The 13,224-nt window shown below is 71.5% G+C and carries 13 protein-coding genes; 6 read left to right on the top strand and 7 right to left on the bottom strand.

What is annotated here, in order from left to right; translation table 11 throughout:
• Nucleotides 1-11: 11 nt before the first annotated feature.
• Complete coding sequence (locus FHX80_RS03595; RefSeq protein WP_145762780.1) at nucleotides 12-1,367, top strand: pectate lyase family protein; 1,356 nt, start codon at nucleotides 12-14, stop codon at nucleotides 1,365-1,367.
• Nucleotides 1,368-1,423: 56 nt separating this feature from the next.
• Here the strand turns inward: FHX80_RS03595 and FHX80_RS03590 are convergent, their stop codons facing one another.
• From FHX80_RS03590 to FHX80_RS03560, 7 genes are all read right to left on the bottom strand, one after another.
• The gene (locus FHX80_RS03590) at nucleotides 1,424-2,656 is read right to left on the bottom strand and encodes a cytochrome P450 (RefSeq protein WP_145762779.1); all 1,233 of its coding nucleotides are present in this window, start codon (nucleotides 2,654-2,656) and stop codon (nucleotides 1,424-1,426) included.
• Nucleotides 2,653-4,056 (bottom strand): NAD(P)/FAD-dependent oxidoreductase, encoded by a 1,404-nt coding sequence (locus FHX80_RS03585; RefSeq protein ID WP_145767050.1) that lies wholly within the window; start codon nucleotides 4,054-4,056, stop codon nucleotides 2,653-2,655. The genes FHX80_RS03590 and FHX80_RS03585 overlap by 4 nt, the downstream gene beginning before the upstream one ends.
• Nucleotides 4,046-4,255: a ferredoxin gene (locus FHX80_RS03580; RefSeq protein ID WP_145762778.1), complete on the bottom strand. Its 210-nt coding sequence runs from the start codon at nucleotides 4,253-4,255 to the stop codon at nucleotides 4,046-4,048. The genes FHX80_RS03585 and FHX80_RS03580 overlap by 11 nt, the downstream gene beginning before the upstream one ends.
• Before the next feature lie 156 nt (nucleotides 4,256-4,411).
• On the bottom strand, nucleotides 4,412-5,152 hold the full coding sequence (locus FHX80_RS03575) for a hypothetical protein (RefSeq protein WP_167523354.1): 741 nt from the start codon (nucleotides 5,150-5,152) through the stop codon (nucleotides 4,412-4,414).
• Nucleotides 5,152-5,730: a SigE family RNA polymerase sigma factor gene (locus tag FHX80_RS03570; protein ID WP_145762776.1), complete on the bottom strand. Its 579-nt coding sequence runs from the start codon at nucleotides 5,728-5,730 to the stop codon at nucleotides 5,152-5,154. The genes FHX80_RS03575 and FHX80_RS03570 overlap by 1 nt, the downstream gene beginning before the upstream one ends.
• A gap of 241 nt (nucleotides 5,731-5,971) precedes the next feature.
• Nucleotides 5,972-7,423 (bottom strand): peptidoglycan D,D-transpeptidase FtsI family protein, encoded by a 1,452-nt coding sequence (locus tag FHX80_RS03565; RefSeq protein ID WP_145762775.1) that lies wholly within the window; start codon nucleotides 7,421-7,423, stop codon nucleotides 5,972-5,974.
• Nucleotides 7,424-7,559: 136 nt separating this feature from the next.
• Complete coding sequence (locus FHX80_RS03560; protein ID WP_145762774.1) at nucleotides 7,560-8,330, bottom strand: IclR family transcriptional regulator; 771 nt, start codon at nucleotides 8,328-8,330, stop codon at nucleotides 7,560-7,562.
• A gap of 154 nt (nucleotides 8,331-8,484) precedes the next feature.
• Here FHX80_RS03560 and FHX80_RS03555 point away from each other — a divergent pair, with 154 nt between their 5' ends.
• The 5 genes from FHX80_RS03555 to FHX80_RS03535 all read left to right on the top strand — a co-directional run bounded on the left by FHX80_RS03555 (nucleotide 8,485) and on the right by FHX80_RS03535 (nucleotide 13,156).
• The gene (locus FHX80_RS03555) at nucleotides 8,485-10,005 is read left to right on the top strand and encodes an aldehyde dehydrogenase (NADP(+)) (RefSeq protein ID WP_145762773.1); all 1,521 of its coding nucleotides are present in this window, start codon (nucleotides 8,485-8,487) and stop codon (nucleotides 10,003-10,005) included.
• Nucleotides 10,002-10,613, top strand: a complete 612-nt coding sequence (locus tag FHX80_RS03550) for a DUF1349 domain-containing protein (RefSeq protein WP_145762772.1) — start codon at nucleotides 10,002-10,004, stop codon at nucleotides 10,611-10,613. The genes FHX80_RS03555 and FHX80_RS03550 overlap by 4 nt, the downstream gene beginning before the upstream one ends.
• Before the next feature lie 305 nt (nucleotides 10,614-10,918).
• Nucleotides 10,919-11,209 carry a hypothetical protein gene (locus tag FHX80_RS03545; RefSeq protein ID WP_145762771.1) on the top strand — a complete coding sequence of 97 codons (291 nt, stop codon included), beginning with the start codon at nucleotides 10,919-10,921 and terminating at the stop codon, nucleotides 11,207-11,209.
• A 354-nt stretch (nucleotides 11,210-11,563) separates the two neighbouring features.
• Nucleotides 11,564-12,529 (top strand): pectate lyase family protein, encoded by a 966-nt coding sequence (locus FHX80_RS03540; protein WP_145762770.1) that lies wholly within the window; start codon nucleotides 11,564-11,566, stop codon nucleotides 12,527-12,529.
• Nucleotides 12,530-12,664: 135 nt separating this feature from the next.
• The gene (locus tag FHX80_RS03535) at nucleotides 12,665-13,156 is read left to right on the top strand and encodes a GNAT family N-acetyltransferase (protein ID WP_145762769.1); all 492 of its coding nucleotides are present in this window, start codon (nucleotides 12,665-12,667) and stop codon (nucleotides 13,154-13,156) included.
• Nucleotides 13,157-13,224: the final 68 nt, after the last annotated feature.

Raw genomic sequence — 13,224 nt, 5'->3', positions numbered from 1 at the left:
AAGGATCCGCCATGCCCGCACGTATGTGTCATGCTCGTGCCATTGCTCTGGTGATGGGCTGCGCCTCACTGGCCCTCGCCGTGTCGGTGCCCGCCCAGGCCACCGGACACCACCGGGGCCCCGGCCACCCCGCCCCCCGGCACAGCGGCATCGAGCGTGCCGCACTCGCCAGGGGCGACGGCTGGGCCGCCGCCGAGGGCTCCACCACCGGTGGCGCCAACGCGACCCGCGACCACATCTACACCGTCTCCGACCGGGCCGAACTCATCGCCGCCTTCGCCGACGCGGGCGACGCGCCCAAGATCGTCCGGATCGACGGCACCATTCACGGCAACGCCGACGCGGCCGGCGACCCGATCGACTGCGAGGCCTACTGGACCGACGGCTACACCCTCGACAAGTACCTCGCCGCCTACGACCCGGCGACCTGGGGCACCACGGAAGTACCCAGCGGACCCCTGGAGAAGGCCCGACTCGCCTCCGCCGCGCTCCAGAAGGCCGCCGTCGAGGTAAACGTCCCCTCCAACACCACCATCGTCGGCGTCGGCGACGATGCCACCGTGATCGGCGCCAGCCTTCAGGTGCGGAACGTCTCGAACGTCATCGTCCGCAACATCTCCTTCGAGGACACCTACGACTGCTTCCCGCAGTGGGACCCCACCGACACCGAGAAGGGTGCCTGGAACTCCGAGTACGACAACCTCGTCGTCACCGGCTCCAGCCACGTCTGGGTCGACCACAACACCTTCAGCGACGGCGACCGCCACGACTCCGACCAGCCGCACTACTACGGCCAGTTGTTCCAGCAGCACGACGGGCTGTTCGACATCGTGCGCGGCGCCGACCTCGTCACCGTCTCCTGGAACATCCTCAAGAACCACGACAAGACCATGCTCATCGGCAACAGCGACAGCGCGGCCACCGCCGCCGTCGACCGCGGCAAGCTCCGCGTCACCCTGCACCACAACCTCTTCCAGGACCTCAACGAGCGCGCGCCGAGGGTCCGCTTCGGCGCCGTCGACTCGTACAACAACCACTTCGTCGCGACCGCGGGCAGCGCCTACGGCTACAGCTACGGCGTGGGCATGGAGTCCCGGATCGTCGCCGAGCACAACGCCTTCACCCTGGCCGCGCAGGCCGACCCGGCCACCGTCATCAAGAAGTGGAAGGACTCCCCGATCACCGCCGAGGACAACTACGTCAACGGCCGCAGGACCGACCTCATCGCCGTCCACAACGCGGGCGTCCCCGGGGAGCAGCTCACCCGGGGCGCCGGCTGGACCCCGGTCCTGCGCACCCGGATCGACAACCCGCGCGCCGTCCCGGGCATCGTCGACCGGGGAGCCGGGGCGGGCCGCCCGCGCTGATCCGTACGGTGCCCCCGCGGGCGTCGCTCCCCTGTCCGGACAGGGGAGCGAGGGGGTCAGGGGGCGGACGAGGTCCCCGGCCCCTGCGTGACCAGCAGGTGGCGGGGGCCGCGGAGGACCGGGCTGCGGCGGTACGGAGGCGGGCCCGCGTCCAGCTGGAGAGGACCGAGGCTGCTGAGGAGTTCGGTCAGCGCGATCTGTGTCTCGACGCGGGCGAGCGGTGCGCCGTAGCAGTTGTGGACTCCGCTGCCGAAACCGAGATGCTGGTTGTCCCGGCGGGTCGGATCGAAGCGGTCGGGGTCGCTGAAGCGCAGCGGATCACGGTTCCCGGAGGCGAGGACGAGGATCAGGGTCGCGCCCTTGGGGATGGTGGTGCCCGCGATCTCGATGTCGGCGAGCGGGGTACGCCGCGGCAGCAGCTGGACGGGGGGCTCGTAGCGCAGGAGTTCCTCCACCGCCGCCGGCATCAGTTCGGGCTCGCGGCGCAGCCGTGCGAGCTCTTCGGGGTGGCGCAGGAGAGTGAGCATGCCGTTGGTGATGAGGTTGACGGTCGTCTCGTGCCCGGCGATGAGGAGTAGTACCGCTGTGGTCATCACCTCCGTCTCGGTGAGGGGGCCGTCGGAGCCGGAGTCGTTGACCAGTGCGGAGAGCATGTCGTCGCTGGGACGACCGCGTCGGTTCCGGGCGAGTTCCCCGAAGTAGCCGGCCATCTGCCTGCGGGCTTCGAGGGCGGTCTGCCGCTTTTCGTGCCGGTCCTGACCGGGTGTGAGGTCGAGGCTGGTGATGATGGTGGTGGTCCAGGCGTGCATGCGGGGAATGTCGTCGTGGGGCACACCGAGGAGGCGGCAGATGACGGTGACGGGGAGCGGGTAGGCGAAATCCTCGACGAGATCGATGCGGTCCTTGCCGAGGAGTCCGGTGATGAGTTCACGGGCGATGGCGGTGATGTCGTCGCGCAGGGCGTCGATGCGGCCGGGTGTGTGGGGCGGGCCGAAGGGGCGCATCGCGAGGCGGCGGAGCCGGTCGTGTTCCGGGTCGTCGACCGCGATGAAGGCCGGCGGCAGGCTGTCGTCGCGGAACACCGATTCATCCGGGTCCGTGAGGTTGCGGGGGTCGGAGCTGACCCGCGGGTCATGGAGCAGGGCGGTGATCTCGTCGTACGTGCCCACGAGATAGCTGCCGTCGTGCTGCCGTGCGACCTTGCTCTCGCGCAGTTCGGCGTAGAGGGGGTAGGGGTCGGCCCGGTTCTCGTAGGCGGTGATCCGGTCGAAGAGCGTGTCCGAGCTCATGGCTGCTCCTGGTCATGAGAGTGCTGGTCCGCCGGGCCGCCCCGGTGGACGACGGCCAGGCGCCGGTCGGGCAGATGGCCGGTGAGGGCAACGGTGGGACCGTGCGAGAGCGCTGCGGGGTCCGGGACGTCGGAGGGGACGGGCACGGGGGCCGGCGGGCCGTCGGCCGCTCCGGGACCGGGCGGGAAGGGCGCGCCCGACTCGATCAGGTGCCGGTAGTGCTCCAGCCATTTCGCGCGGTTCACACTGACCGCCGCCGTGACGCGTCCCCGGTAGCCGTAGACCGCGACCAGCCGGCCCTCCTGCGGCGAGCCCTGCGCGATCATCACCTGGTCGGAGAAGGTCGGCACACCCACGGACTTGATGTTCAGGCCGAACTGGCTCGACCAGAACGCCGGAACGGTCAGGTGCGGACGTCTGTCCGGCCCCGCGCTGACCATGTTGTGGGCGGCCACCTCGGCCTGGGCGACCGCGTTGCCCCAGTGTTCGAGGGAGAGCATCTGGTACTCGAAGAGAGGATGCGGGAAGCGGGCCACGTCACCCGCGACGAAGACGTCGTCGGTCACGATCCCGTACATGTCGAAGGCACGGCAGCCCGCGTCACAGGCCACGCCCCGGGAACCGGCCGCGAGCCCCGAACCGGTCAGCCACTCCGTGTTGCGGACGGCGCCCAGCGCGACAACGGCGACATCGGCGTCGATCCGGCCGCCGTCGGACAGCTCCGCGCCCGTGAGACGGCCGTCGGTGCCACGGAGCTCGCTGACGGTCACCCCGCAGCGCAGGTCGACCCCGTGTGCGCGCTGCGCGTCGGCGGCGAGTGCGCCCAGCTTCCCCCCGAGCGCACCGACCAGCGGTGCGGGCCCCCGTTCGACGACCGTGACGTCGAGGCCACGTTCCCGGCAGGCCGAGGCGATCTCCGACCCGGTGAATCCGGCGCCGATCACCAGGACCCGGCGGGGTCCGGCGTCCAGGCGATCGGCCAGCCGGCCGGCGTCGTCGACGGTGCGCAGCGTGAGGACCCCGTCCAGTGCGGCCTGCTCCGGGTGCGGCCAGGGACGTGCCCGGGTCCCGGTGGCGATCAGCAACCGGTCGTAGCGCAGCCGATCGCCATCGGCGAGCAGCACGCGTTTCACGGAAGGGTCGAGGCCGGTGGCCGACACCCCGAGCCGCCACCGCGCGGCCACCGCCCTGCGGCGCGGCAGGCCGACGTCCTGTGCCCGAACCCGGCCGAGAAGCACCTGCTTGGACAGCGGCGGCCTGTCGTACGGGGGCCGTGGTTCGTCCCCGACGATGGTCAGCTCACCGGCGAACCCCTTCGCCCGTAGGGCCTCGGCCGCCCGCAGCCCGGCCAGCGACGCCCCGACGACGACGATCCGCCCGCCGCGCGGCTCACCGGTCATCGATACTCGCGAGCTCACCGGGGAGGATGGCCTGAACGGGGCAGGCCGCCACTGCCCGCCGCACATGTTCCTGCTGTTCCGGGGGGACGGCCGACAGATACATCAGCGCCTCCTCGCCATGGAGTTCGAAGACCTCCGGCGCCAGGAACACACACTGCGCATACGCCTGGCAGCGGTTGAGGTCGACAATGATCTGCATCCCGGTCCACATCCTCGTGTCGTCTCCGTCCTACCGTCTCCGGCACGCGGACGCTGCCCGGGATGGGCCAGGGGAGGACTGGGGGACCCCCGTCCGGGTAACGGGGAAGCCTCCGGAAGGCCCGGATCCCGACCGCGGCGGTCCGCCGCGGCAGGGTCAGCGGGCCGGGCCGAACCGGTCGCCCACCGTGGCCCGTTGGCCGGAGGCACGGACCGCGTGCGCGGTCAGGTAGTCGCCCGACGCGTCGCGTTCGCCCTCCGCGTGGTCGTACTGCCCGGCGAACGTGTGCGTGCCGGCCGGGACCGTGCGCCCCGGCTTCAGGGCCCACCGGTAGACGAGGAAGCCGCCGTCCTCGGACACCGACACGGTGAAGTCCCGCTCGGGCAGCGAGCGCCAGGAACCGGTGCTGGTCACCCCGCCGGTGAGTGCGATCCGCAGCTCGACGGTGAGCGAGGAGAGCGGTTCGGTCGTCCGCAGCGTCACATTGCTCTGCGCCCAGTACGCGTTGCTGTGCGGATCGACGGCGCCGTCCGTCCACAGCGGGCCGTCCTCGGTGCGCGGCGCACCGCCGGGCACGGCCGGCGCCCCGGTGGCACCCGTCGTACCGGTGGCGGACGTCGTGCCGGAGGAGGTCGGCGGGGCCGCCACCCGGTCCCCCCGCGGCCCGCCCCCGCCGGCGGAGGTGACGGCGAAGGCGCCGGCCGCCAGTACCCCGCAGACCGCCGCCGTGGCCCCCGCGACCCGCAGCCACGGTGTCGCGGTGCGAGGCGGGCGCACGACCCGGGCCGCGGGGCCGCCCTCGGCCATCCCGCGCTCGACCCGGGCCAGTATCCGTTCCCGGTCCGGGCGGTGTGCCTCGGCGGCGACCCGCAGCCGCCGGAGCAGCTCCTTGTCCATCACTGACTTCCTCCGGTGCGCTGCGTCGCAACGGCCACGTGCACATGTGCGGCGGGCGTATCGGGACCGAGCAGCCGTTGCAGTTCCGCGACGGCGCGCGAGGTCTGGCTCTTCACCGTACCCACCGAGATCCCCAGCACCAGCGAGGTGTCCCGCTCCGAGAGGTCGAAGGCGTGCCGCAGCACCACACAGGCGCGCTTGCGGAACGGCAGCCTGCGCAGCGCCCCCTGGACGTCGACCACCGCCGACACGTCCGGATCTTCGACCGCGTACCCGTCCCCGCCACCGCGAGGCGCCCAGAACAGGGCGATCCTGCGGCGCTCGCGCACCGCGCTGCGGATCCGGGTCCTGGCCAGGTTGGCGACCACCCCGCGCGCGTACGCCACCGGATGGTCGGCGTTCCTGACCCGGTCCCAGCGGTGCCAGAGCGCCAGCAGGGCATCGGCGGCCAGATCGTCGGCGGCATCGATCTCACCGGTCAACAGATGGGCGAACCGTGCGAGTTCGGCGTAATGAGCCTCGAAGAACTCATGGAACTCGGCGGCAGCGGCATCGTCGGCGTCGATGGATGTGCCCACAGCTACCTCATCCCTGCGCTCGAATGCCGGTGCGTGTGCCGGTCCCCGGCCGTGTGTGACTCCCGGACGCCACCCACGGTGCGCGGGCGGGGCGAGAGCGTACCAACACACCCCGGAAGCGCTTCGACACGGGTGCGTAACCAAGTAAGACGTAACACGGCGAAAACCTGAAGGGCCCGGGACACAGTGACGCCCCCGGCATCCCGCGGAACGGGGTGCCGGGGGCGTCACGTCCCTCCGGTCACCGCTGGAGCGCGGCCTTCATCATCTTCTGGGCGATCGGGGCCGCGAGCCCGTTGCCGCTGACCTCCGACGCGGCCGAACCCGAGTCCTCCACGATGACGGCGACCGCGACCTCCTGGCCGCTGGACCTGTCCTTCGCGTACGAGGTGAACCAGGCGTACGGGGTGTTGCTGTTGCCCACACCGTTCTCCGCGGTCCCCGTCTTGCCGCCCACCTCGGCCCCGCCGATCCGGGCGTTGGTGCCGGTGCCCTGCTCCACGACGGTCACCATCGCACTGCGCAGCTGCTCGGCGGTGGACGAGGAGACGACGCGCTTCATGTCACCGTCCGCGAAGTCCTCCAGCGTGCCGCCCGTCGAGTCCGTCACCTTGGCGACCATGTGCGGTGCGGCCAGCTCACCGCCGTTGGCGAGGGCCGCCGAGACCATCGCCATCTGGAGCGGTGTCGCGGTGACCTCGAACTGGCCGATGCCCGTCAGCGCCGTCTGCGCGTCGTCCATCCCGGATGGATAGAGGCTCTTGGCGGCCCTGACCGGCACATCGAGCTTCTCCGTGTTGAAGCCGAACTTCTCCGCCATCGCCCGGACCTTGTCCTGGCCGAGATCGGCGGCGACCTTGCCGAAGACGTTGTTGCACGAGTACTGGAGCGCCACGCGCAGCGTCGCGTTCTCGCAGGGGGCGGAGGCGCTCTCGTTCCGCAGAGGGGTACGGGTGCCGGGCAGCGTGTACGGCATCGGGCTCTTGGTGGCCTCGTCGACCGAGCGGTACAGCCCGTCCTCCAGCGCGGCGGACGCCACCACCAGCTTGAACGTCGAACCGGGCGCCAGCGGCTGCCGCAGCGCGCGGTTGACCAGCGGCTTGTCCGGGTCGGCGAGCAGCTTCTTCCAGGTGTCGCCGTCCGCCGTCCCGCTGATGTCCGACGGATCGTAGGACGGCGAGGAGACCATCCCCAGGATCTGCCCGCTCTTCGGATCGATCGCGACGGCAGCGCCCTTGTCGTCGCCGAGCGCGTCGTACGCCGCCTTCTGCACGTCCGGGTCGATCGTGGTCACCACACTGCCCGGCGCGGTCTTCTTGCCGGTCACCACGTCCAGGGGGTTCTTCAGCCGGTTGTCGGTGCCGTCCAGCACCTGGCTGTAGATACCTTCGAGCTGGGTGGAGCCGTAGGCCTGTGAGCCGTAGCCGGTGACGGCCGCGTAGAGGTCGCCCTGCTTGTAGCTGCGCTTGTACGCGAGATCACTGCCCTCCGTCCTCTTCGATCCGGTGACCGGTGAGCCGGCCACGATGATGTCGCCGAGCGGCCGCGCGTACTGCGCGATGGTGTTCCGCCGGTTGTGGTCGTCGTCCGCGAGCGCCTTTGCCTGGTACGCCTGCACCCAGGTCGCCCGCCCCAGCAGGGCGAGGACCAGCAGCAGCAAGAAGACCGAGGCGCGCCTGATCGTTTTGTTCATCCCGTACAAGGGACGTGCGGGGTGCGGCGCACCGTTCCCGGTTGTGCCGCTTCTCACCCGTTCCTCATCGTCGCCGCCGTTCCCCCGGGCCCGGCCCGGCGCCGCACGAGTCCTCGCCGGGCGGGACGTGCCGCGCTCAGAGCCTCCGGGTCGCGAGCGTCAGCCGGTCGCGGGCGTCGAACAGCGCGTCCTTGACCATCTGCTCGTGCGCGGGCGTGAGCCGGGCGACCGGCACCGAGCAGCTGATGGCGTCACGGGCCGGGGTGCGGTACGGGATCGCGACACCGAAGCAGCGCAGCCCCAGGGTGTTCTCCTCGCGGTCCACCGCGTATCCCTGCTCGCGGATCAGGTGCAGCTCCTCGATGAGCTCCTCCCGGTCGGTCAGGGTGTGCTCGGTCAGCGCGGGCAGCGTCTCGGGCAGCATCTTGCGCACCTGCTCGTCGCTGTGGGTGGCCAGCAGCGCCTTGCCGAGCGAGGTGGAGTGCGCGGGCAGCCTGCGGCCGACGCGGGTGAAGGGGCGCAGGTAGTGCTGGGACTGACGGGTGGCGAGGTACACCACGTTGGTCCCGTCGAGGCGGGCCAGGTGGATGGTCTCCGTGGTGTCGTCGGAGAGCCGGTCCAGGGTGGGGCGGGCGGCCGCGACCACCTCGTCGCCGTCGATGTACGAGGTGCCGACCAGCAGCGCCCGCACACCGATCCCGTACCGCGTCCCGGTCGCGTCCGTCTCCACCCAGCCCAGCTCGACCAGGGTGCGCAACAGCATGTAGAGGCTCGACTTGGGGTATCCGACAGCTTCCTGCACCGCGGCGAGCGAGTGCATGCCCGGCCGCCCGGCGAAGTACTCCAGCAGCTCCACCGTCCGTACCGCGGACTTGACCTGTGCCCCACCAGACTCGGCAACCGACATCGCCCTACGCCCCTTCCAGCCCACTTACGAAACCTGCGACTTCTTGCCAACACCGATCGCCCGGAAATAGAGTCGCTTCATATTCACGATCAGGAACTCTGTTCAGAATACCGAACAACTTCTGATGTGTGGCAGTGGAGCGGAAGGAAACACGGTGGCAGCAGCACCAGTCTGGAGCGTCGACCCCCGCACCGGGAACCCGCGTGAGCAGGTTGCGGTGGAGGCTACAGCGGAGGAGGTCGACCAGGCGGTCCGGGCCGCCCACGCCGTACGCGCCTCGCTCGCCGATCGCACCGTGCGCGCCGCGTTCCTGCGCACCGCGGCCGATCTGCTCACCGAGGCGGGCGAGCACGTCATCGAGGCCGCCGACGCCGAGACGGCACTCGGCCCGGCCCGGCTCACCGGTGAACTCGCGCGCACCACAGCCCAGTTGAGGGCCTTCGCGGAGGTCGTCGACGAGGGCGCGTACCTCGACATCCACATCGACCACGAGGACGCCACCCGCACCCCGCCGTGGCCCGACCTGCGCCGCTACAAGATCCCGCTCGGCGTCGTCGCCGTCTACGCGGCCAGCAACTTCCCGCTCGCGTTCTCCGTCCCCGGCGGCGACACCGCCAGCGCCCTCGCGGCCGGCTGCCCGGTCGTCGTCAAGGCACACCCCGACCACCCGGCGACCTCCGAACTCTGCGCCTCGGTACTGCGCAGGGCCGCCGCACAGGTCGGACTCCCCGAGGACGTCCTGATCCTCGTGCACGGCTTCGACGCCGGCGTCGAACTGGTCCGCCACCCACTCGTCAGCGCCGCCGGCTTCACCGGCTCGGTGCGCGGCGGACGCGCCCTCTTCGACGCGGCGGCGGCCCGGCCCGTCCCCATCCCGTTCCACGGCGAGCTCGGCTCCCTCAACCCCGTCGTCGTCACCGAGGCGGCCGCCGCCGAGCGCGGCGAGCAGATCGGTGCCGGGCTCGCGGGCTCGATGACCATGGGCGAGGGCCAGTTCTGCACGAAGCCCGGATTCGTCCTGGCCCCCGCGGGCGAGACCGGCGACCGGCTGCTGAAGGCGCTCACCGAGGCGGTCAGCGACACCGAGGCCGGCGTCCTGCTCGACCACCGGATGCGCGACGCCTTCCTCGCCGGAGTGCGCGAACGGGCCGAACTCCCGGACGTGGACGCCCCGGTCACCCCCGGCGCGGGCGGCGAACACACCGTCGCGGCCGGCTTCCTGACCGTACCGGCGCACCTCCTCACCACCGAGGGCCCGCACGACGCGCTCCTGGAGGAGTGCTTCGGCCCGGTCACCGTCGTGGCCCGCTATACCTCCGAGGACGAGATCACCGCGGTCCTCGCCCGGCTCCCCGGCAACCTCACCGCCACCCTCCAGATCGCCACCGAGGAGGAGGACGGCAGCGCCGCCACCGTCCTGGCCGCACTTACCCCGCTGGCCGGACGCGTCCTGGTCAACGGCTGGCCGACCGGCGTCGCCGTCGCCCCCGCCCAGCACCACGGCGGCCCCTACCCGGCCACCACCTCCACCTCCACCTCGGTCGGAGCCACCGCGATCGAGCGCTGGCTGCGCCCGGTCAGCTACCAGACAACCCCCGAGGCCCTGCTCCCTCCGGAGCTCCGCGAGGACAACCCGCAGGGCCTGCCGCGGCGCGTGGACGGACGACGAGCATGACACTGCGACTTCCCGAACTCCCCTTCGACCTCGAACCGTTCGGCCCCGCGACCGGGTGGAGCTACGAGGACGGCATCCTGACCGCCCGCGCGGGCGCCCGGCAGGACCGCTTCGTCCCGCCGGGCGGCGCCGCCCTGGACTCCGAGAGCGACGCACCCCGGCTGCTGGGCGCCGCCCCGGAGGGCGACTTCCAGCTGATCGCCCGGGTGCGGGTCGGCTTCGCCGCCGCCTTCGACGCGGGGGTCCTCTACCTCCACGTCGGCGACCGCGAGTGGGCCAAGATCTGCCTGGAACTCTCCCCGGAACGCCCCACCGTCTGCACCGTCGTCACCCGGGGCCACTCCGACGACGTCAACTCCTTCGTCGTGGACGGCGACAGCCACTGGCTGCGGCTGAGCCGCACCGGCAACGCCTTCGCCTACCACGCCTCCGCCGACGGCGAGAAGTGGACCTTCGTCCGCGTCTTCGCCCTGGGCGCCCCGGAGCAGGCGGCGGCCGCGTCCATCGGCTTCCTGGTCCAGTCACCCACGGGGGAGGGCTGCGAGGCCGCCTTCGACCGGATCGCGTTCCGTCCGACGGGCCTCGCCGACCTCCGGGACGGCAGCTGACCGCAGCCCCGTCACCCGCGTACCCCGGTGAGTTCCTGACCGGGGTGCGCTCGTTCCTGCCGCGTGGTGCTGTCCTCAGGGCCCGGCGCCACGCGGCATGACGGGTGATCCCCTCAAGGCCTCCTTCGTGAGCCGGCCCGTGCGGAAGGCCGGGACAAACCCCTCGTGACTGTCACGTTCGCGGCATGATTCTGGCTGCCACGCGACCGGGCTCTCGACGGGTCCCGGCGAAGGGAACCACGCATGCGTTCAGCCGGCAGACTTCCCTTGTCCTGTTCCTCTCCCTCTTTCCCAAGGACGGCCGGATGGACCCGCTGTACGACCACGGCGGCGGCACCGGGATCTTCCAGGAAGCCGACGAGAACGACACCTCCCAGTTCACCGGCCCGCAGTGCCCGCAGTCGGGGGACCGGTGCCGCAGTGGTGAGGAGACCGCCGAGCCGGTGTGCTCCCCGCGTGCGGACGGGCGGGGAAAGACCGACTGCATCTTCCTGAGCTACTGCTGGTTCACCACGGTGCGGGGCGACGCCGCGGCATGCCCTCCGGGCATGTCCGACCACCACCTGCTGCGGGGGGTTGTTGCCTGGGAGGACTGACCGTCACGGACGGCGCGCGTCGTGAGCGTGCGGACCGACGAACCGCGCGGCGCCGACCTGCCGGCGCATCCGCACCCTGCCGCCTCCCACCGCGGGACGGGCCGCCGAGCGCTCCGGCGCGGCATGGGAGGCGGCCGGGGAGGCGTTCCGGGCGGTCCCGTCGCGTTCCGGTAGCCGGCCGGGCGGCAGCATCAACTCCCTTGCGCAGCACAGAAATTAAGTCCCCGACCCGGCAACCCCCCGATCCCCGGTGACGACAACAGGGGGACAGCGGCTCGCATACGGGCGCCCGCGCCGCGTACGAGCCGCTCGGCACAGCACCCTCCCCGCACGTCGTCGTACCGAAGGGACATCATGCGCACCCACCTCCGCACCCGCAGTCTCACGGCCCTGGCCGCCGGAACAGTCGCCGTCGTCGCCGTCGCCATGCTTCCGGGCTCCGCCGGGGCCGCCGAATCCTCCCCGGTGGGCTACGGGTCCGGCACGACCGGCGGCGGCAGTTCCTCCGCCGTGACCGTCACCAGCCTCGCCGCGTTCAAGACGGCCGTCACCGGCACCGCCGCCAAGACGGTCAAGGTCAGCGGGATCATCTCGCTCAGCGGCCAGGTCGACGTCGGCTCCAACACCACGGTGCTCGGCGTCGGTTCGTCCTCCGGGTTCACCGGTGGCGGGCTGCGGCTGAAGAACTCGACGAACATCGTGATCCGCAACCTCAACATCAGCAAGCCGGTCGCCCCCGCCGACGGGATCACCGTCCAGAAGTCCACCAAGGTGTGGATCGACCACAACACCTTCTCCGCCGACCGCGATCACGACAAGGACTACTACGACGGCCTGCTCGACATCACCCACGCCTCCGACCAGGTCACCGTCTCCTGGAACACCTTCAAGGACCACTACAAGGGCAGCCTGGTCGGCCACAGCGACAACAACGCGAGCGAGGACACCGGCCACCTCCGCGTGACCTACCACCACAACTACTTCAACAACGTCAACTCCCGTATCCCCAGCCTCCGTTTCGGCACCGGACACTTCTACGACAACTACGTCGTGGGCGCCTCGACGGCCGTGCACTCCCGGATGGGCGCGCAGATGCTGGTGGAGAACAACGTCTTCCGCAGCACCGGGGTCGCCATCACCACCATCCGTGACAGCGACATCGACGGGTACGTCGTGCAGCGCGGCAACGACCTCGGCGGCGCGGCCACCGAGATCTCGCAGGTCGGCAAGTTCACTCAGGCGCCGTACTCGTACACCGCCGAACCGGCCTCGTCCGTCGTCTCCTCGGTGACCGGCGGAGCGGGCGCCGGAAAGATCTAGCCGATCACCGGCCGACCGTGCCCCCGCCCCACCGGGGGCACGGTCGGCCACCTCGGGCCGTACGACGCCGCGTTGGACCCACCCGAGGGTGGACACGGCCGCAACCCCCGGGCGACCCGGAGCGTCTCCTTCACCATGATCCGAACTGCGATGCCCGCCGATCTCGACGCGATAGTCCGCCTGCACACCGAGGCGCGTGCCACCTACTACCGGGGCCACCTGCCGGAGGAGGAGTACGCGGGCCCCGAGGAGGCCGCCCGCAGCCGGGCCGGCTGGGAGCGGGCCATCGACCGGGACGGCGCCACCGTGCTCTGCGCCGAGCGGGACGGCGTCCTCGCCGGGATCGCGGCCCACGCCGTACGCGACGGCGTCATGCACCTCAGCCAGCTCCATGTGGCCCCGGCCCGCTGGCGCGAGGGCATCGGGACCGAGCTGCACGCCGCGTGTGTGGCGGCCTGGCAGCGGGACGGGGTGGCGGACGCCTGCCTGGAGGTGTTCATCCACAACACCCGCGCCCAGTCGTTCTACGTGTCCCACGGCTGGGCCCCCGATCCGGCCCACCCCCGCGCGGGCACCCACCTGGTGCTGCGCCTGGCGGTTCCGGTCGCCCCGCACCCGCCGCGATGATCCGGGCTTCCGGGCGCAACTGAGCTCGGAACCAGCGTCGTTGGGTCCGGGACAGGGTCCTGGGGCCC

The organism is Streptomyces brevispora (assembly GCF_007829885.1).
In the GTDB taxonomy this organism is placed as follows: Bacteria; Actinomycetota; Actinomycetes; order Streptomycetales; family Streptomycetaceae; genus Streptomyces; species Streptomyces brevispora.
Note: the sequence above shows the minus strand (reverse complement) of the source record. Positions and strands in the feature narration are given on the sequence as shown.

Bases quoted from the DNA above. Each gene is read 5' to 3' on its own strand.
- FHX80_RS03595 (WP_145762780.1), top strand. From the start codon at position 12: ATGCCCGCACGTATGTGTCATGCTCGTGCCATTGCTCTGGTGATGGGC.
- FHX80_RS03590 (WP_145762779.1), bottom strand. From the start codon at position 2,656: ATGAGCTCGGACACGCTCTTCGACCGGATCACCGCCTACGAGAACCGG.
- FHX80_RS03585 (WP_145767050.1), bottom strand. From the start codon at position 4,056: ATGACCGGTGAGCCGCGCGGCGGGCGGATCGTCGTCGTCGGGGCGTCG.
- FHX80_RS03580 (WP_145762778.1), bottom strand. From the start codon at position 4,255: ATGCAGATCATTGTCGACCTCAACCGCTGCCAGGCGTATGCGCAGTGT.
- FHX80_RS03575 (WP_167523354.1), bottom strand. From the start codon at position 5,152: ATGGACAAGGAGCTGCTCCGGCGGCTGCGGGTCGCCGCCGAGGCACAC.
- FHX80_RS03565 (WP_145762775.1), bottom strand. From the start codon at position 7,423: ATGAACAAAACGATCAGGCGCGCCTCGGTCTTCTTGCTGCTGCTGGTC.
- FHX80_RS03560 (WP_145762774.1), bottom strand. From the start codon at position 8,330: ATGTCGGTTGCCGAGTCTGGTGGGGCACAGGTCAAGTCCGCGGTACGG.
- FHX80_RS03550 (WP_145762772.1), top strand. From the start codon at position 10,002: ATGACACTGCGACTTCCCGAACTCCCCTTCGACCTCGAACCGTTCGGC.
- FHX80_RS03545 (WP_145762771.1), top strand. From the start codon at position 10,919: ATGGACCCGCTGTACGACCACGGCGGCGGCACCGGGATCTTCCAGGAA.
- FHX80_RS03540 (WP_145762770.1), top strand. From the start codon at position 11,564: ATGCGCACCCACCTCCGCACCCGCAGTCTCACGGCCCTGGCCGCCGGA.
- FHX80_RS03535 (WP_145762769.1), top strand. From the start codon at position 12,665: ATGATCCGAACTGCGATGCCCGCCGATCTCGACGCGATAGTCCGCCTG.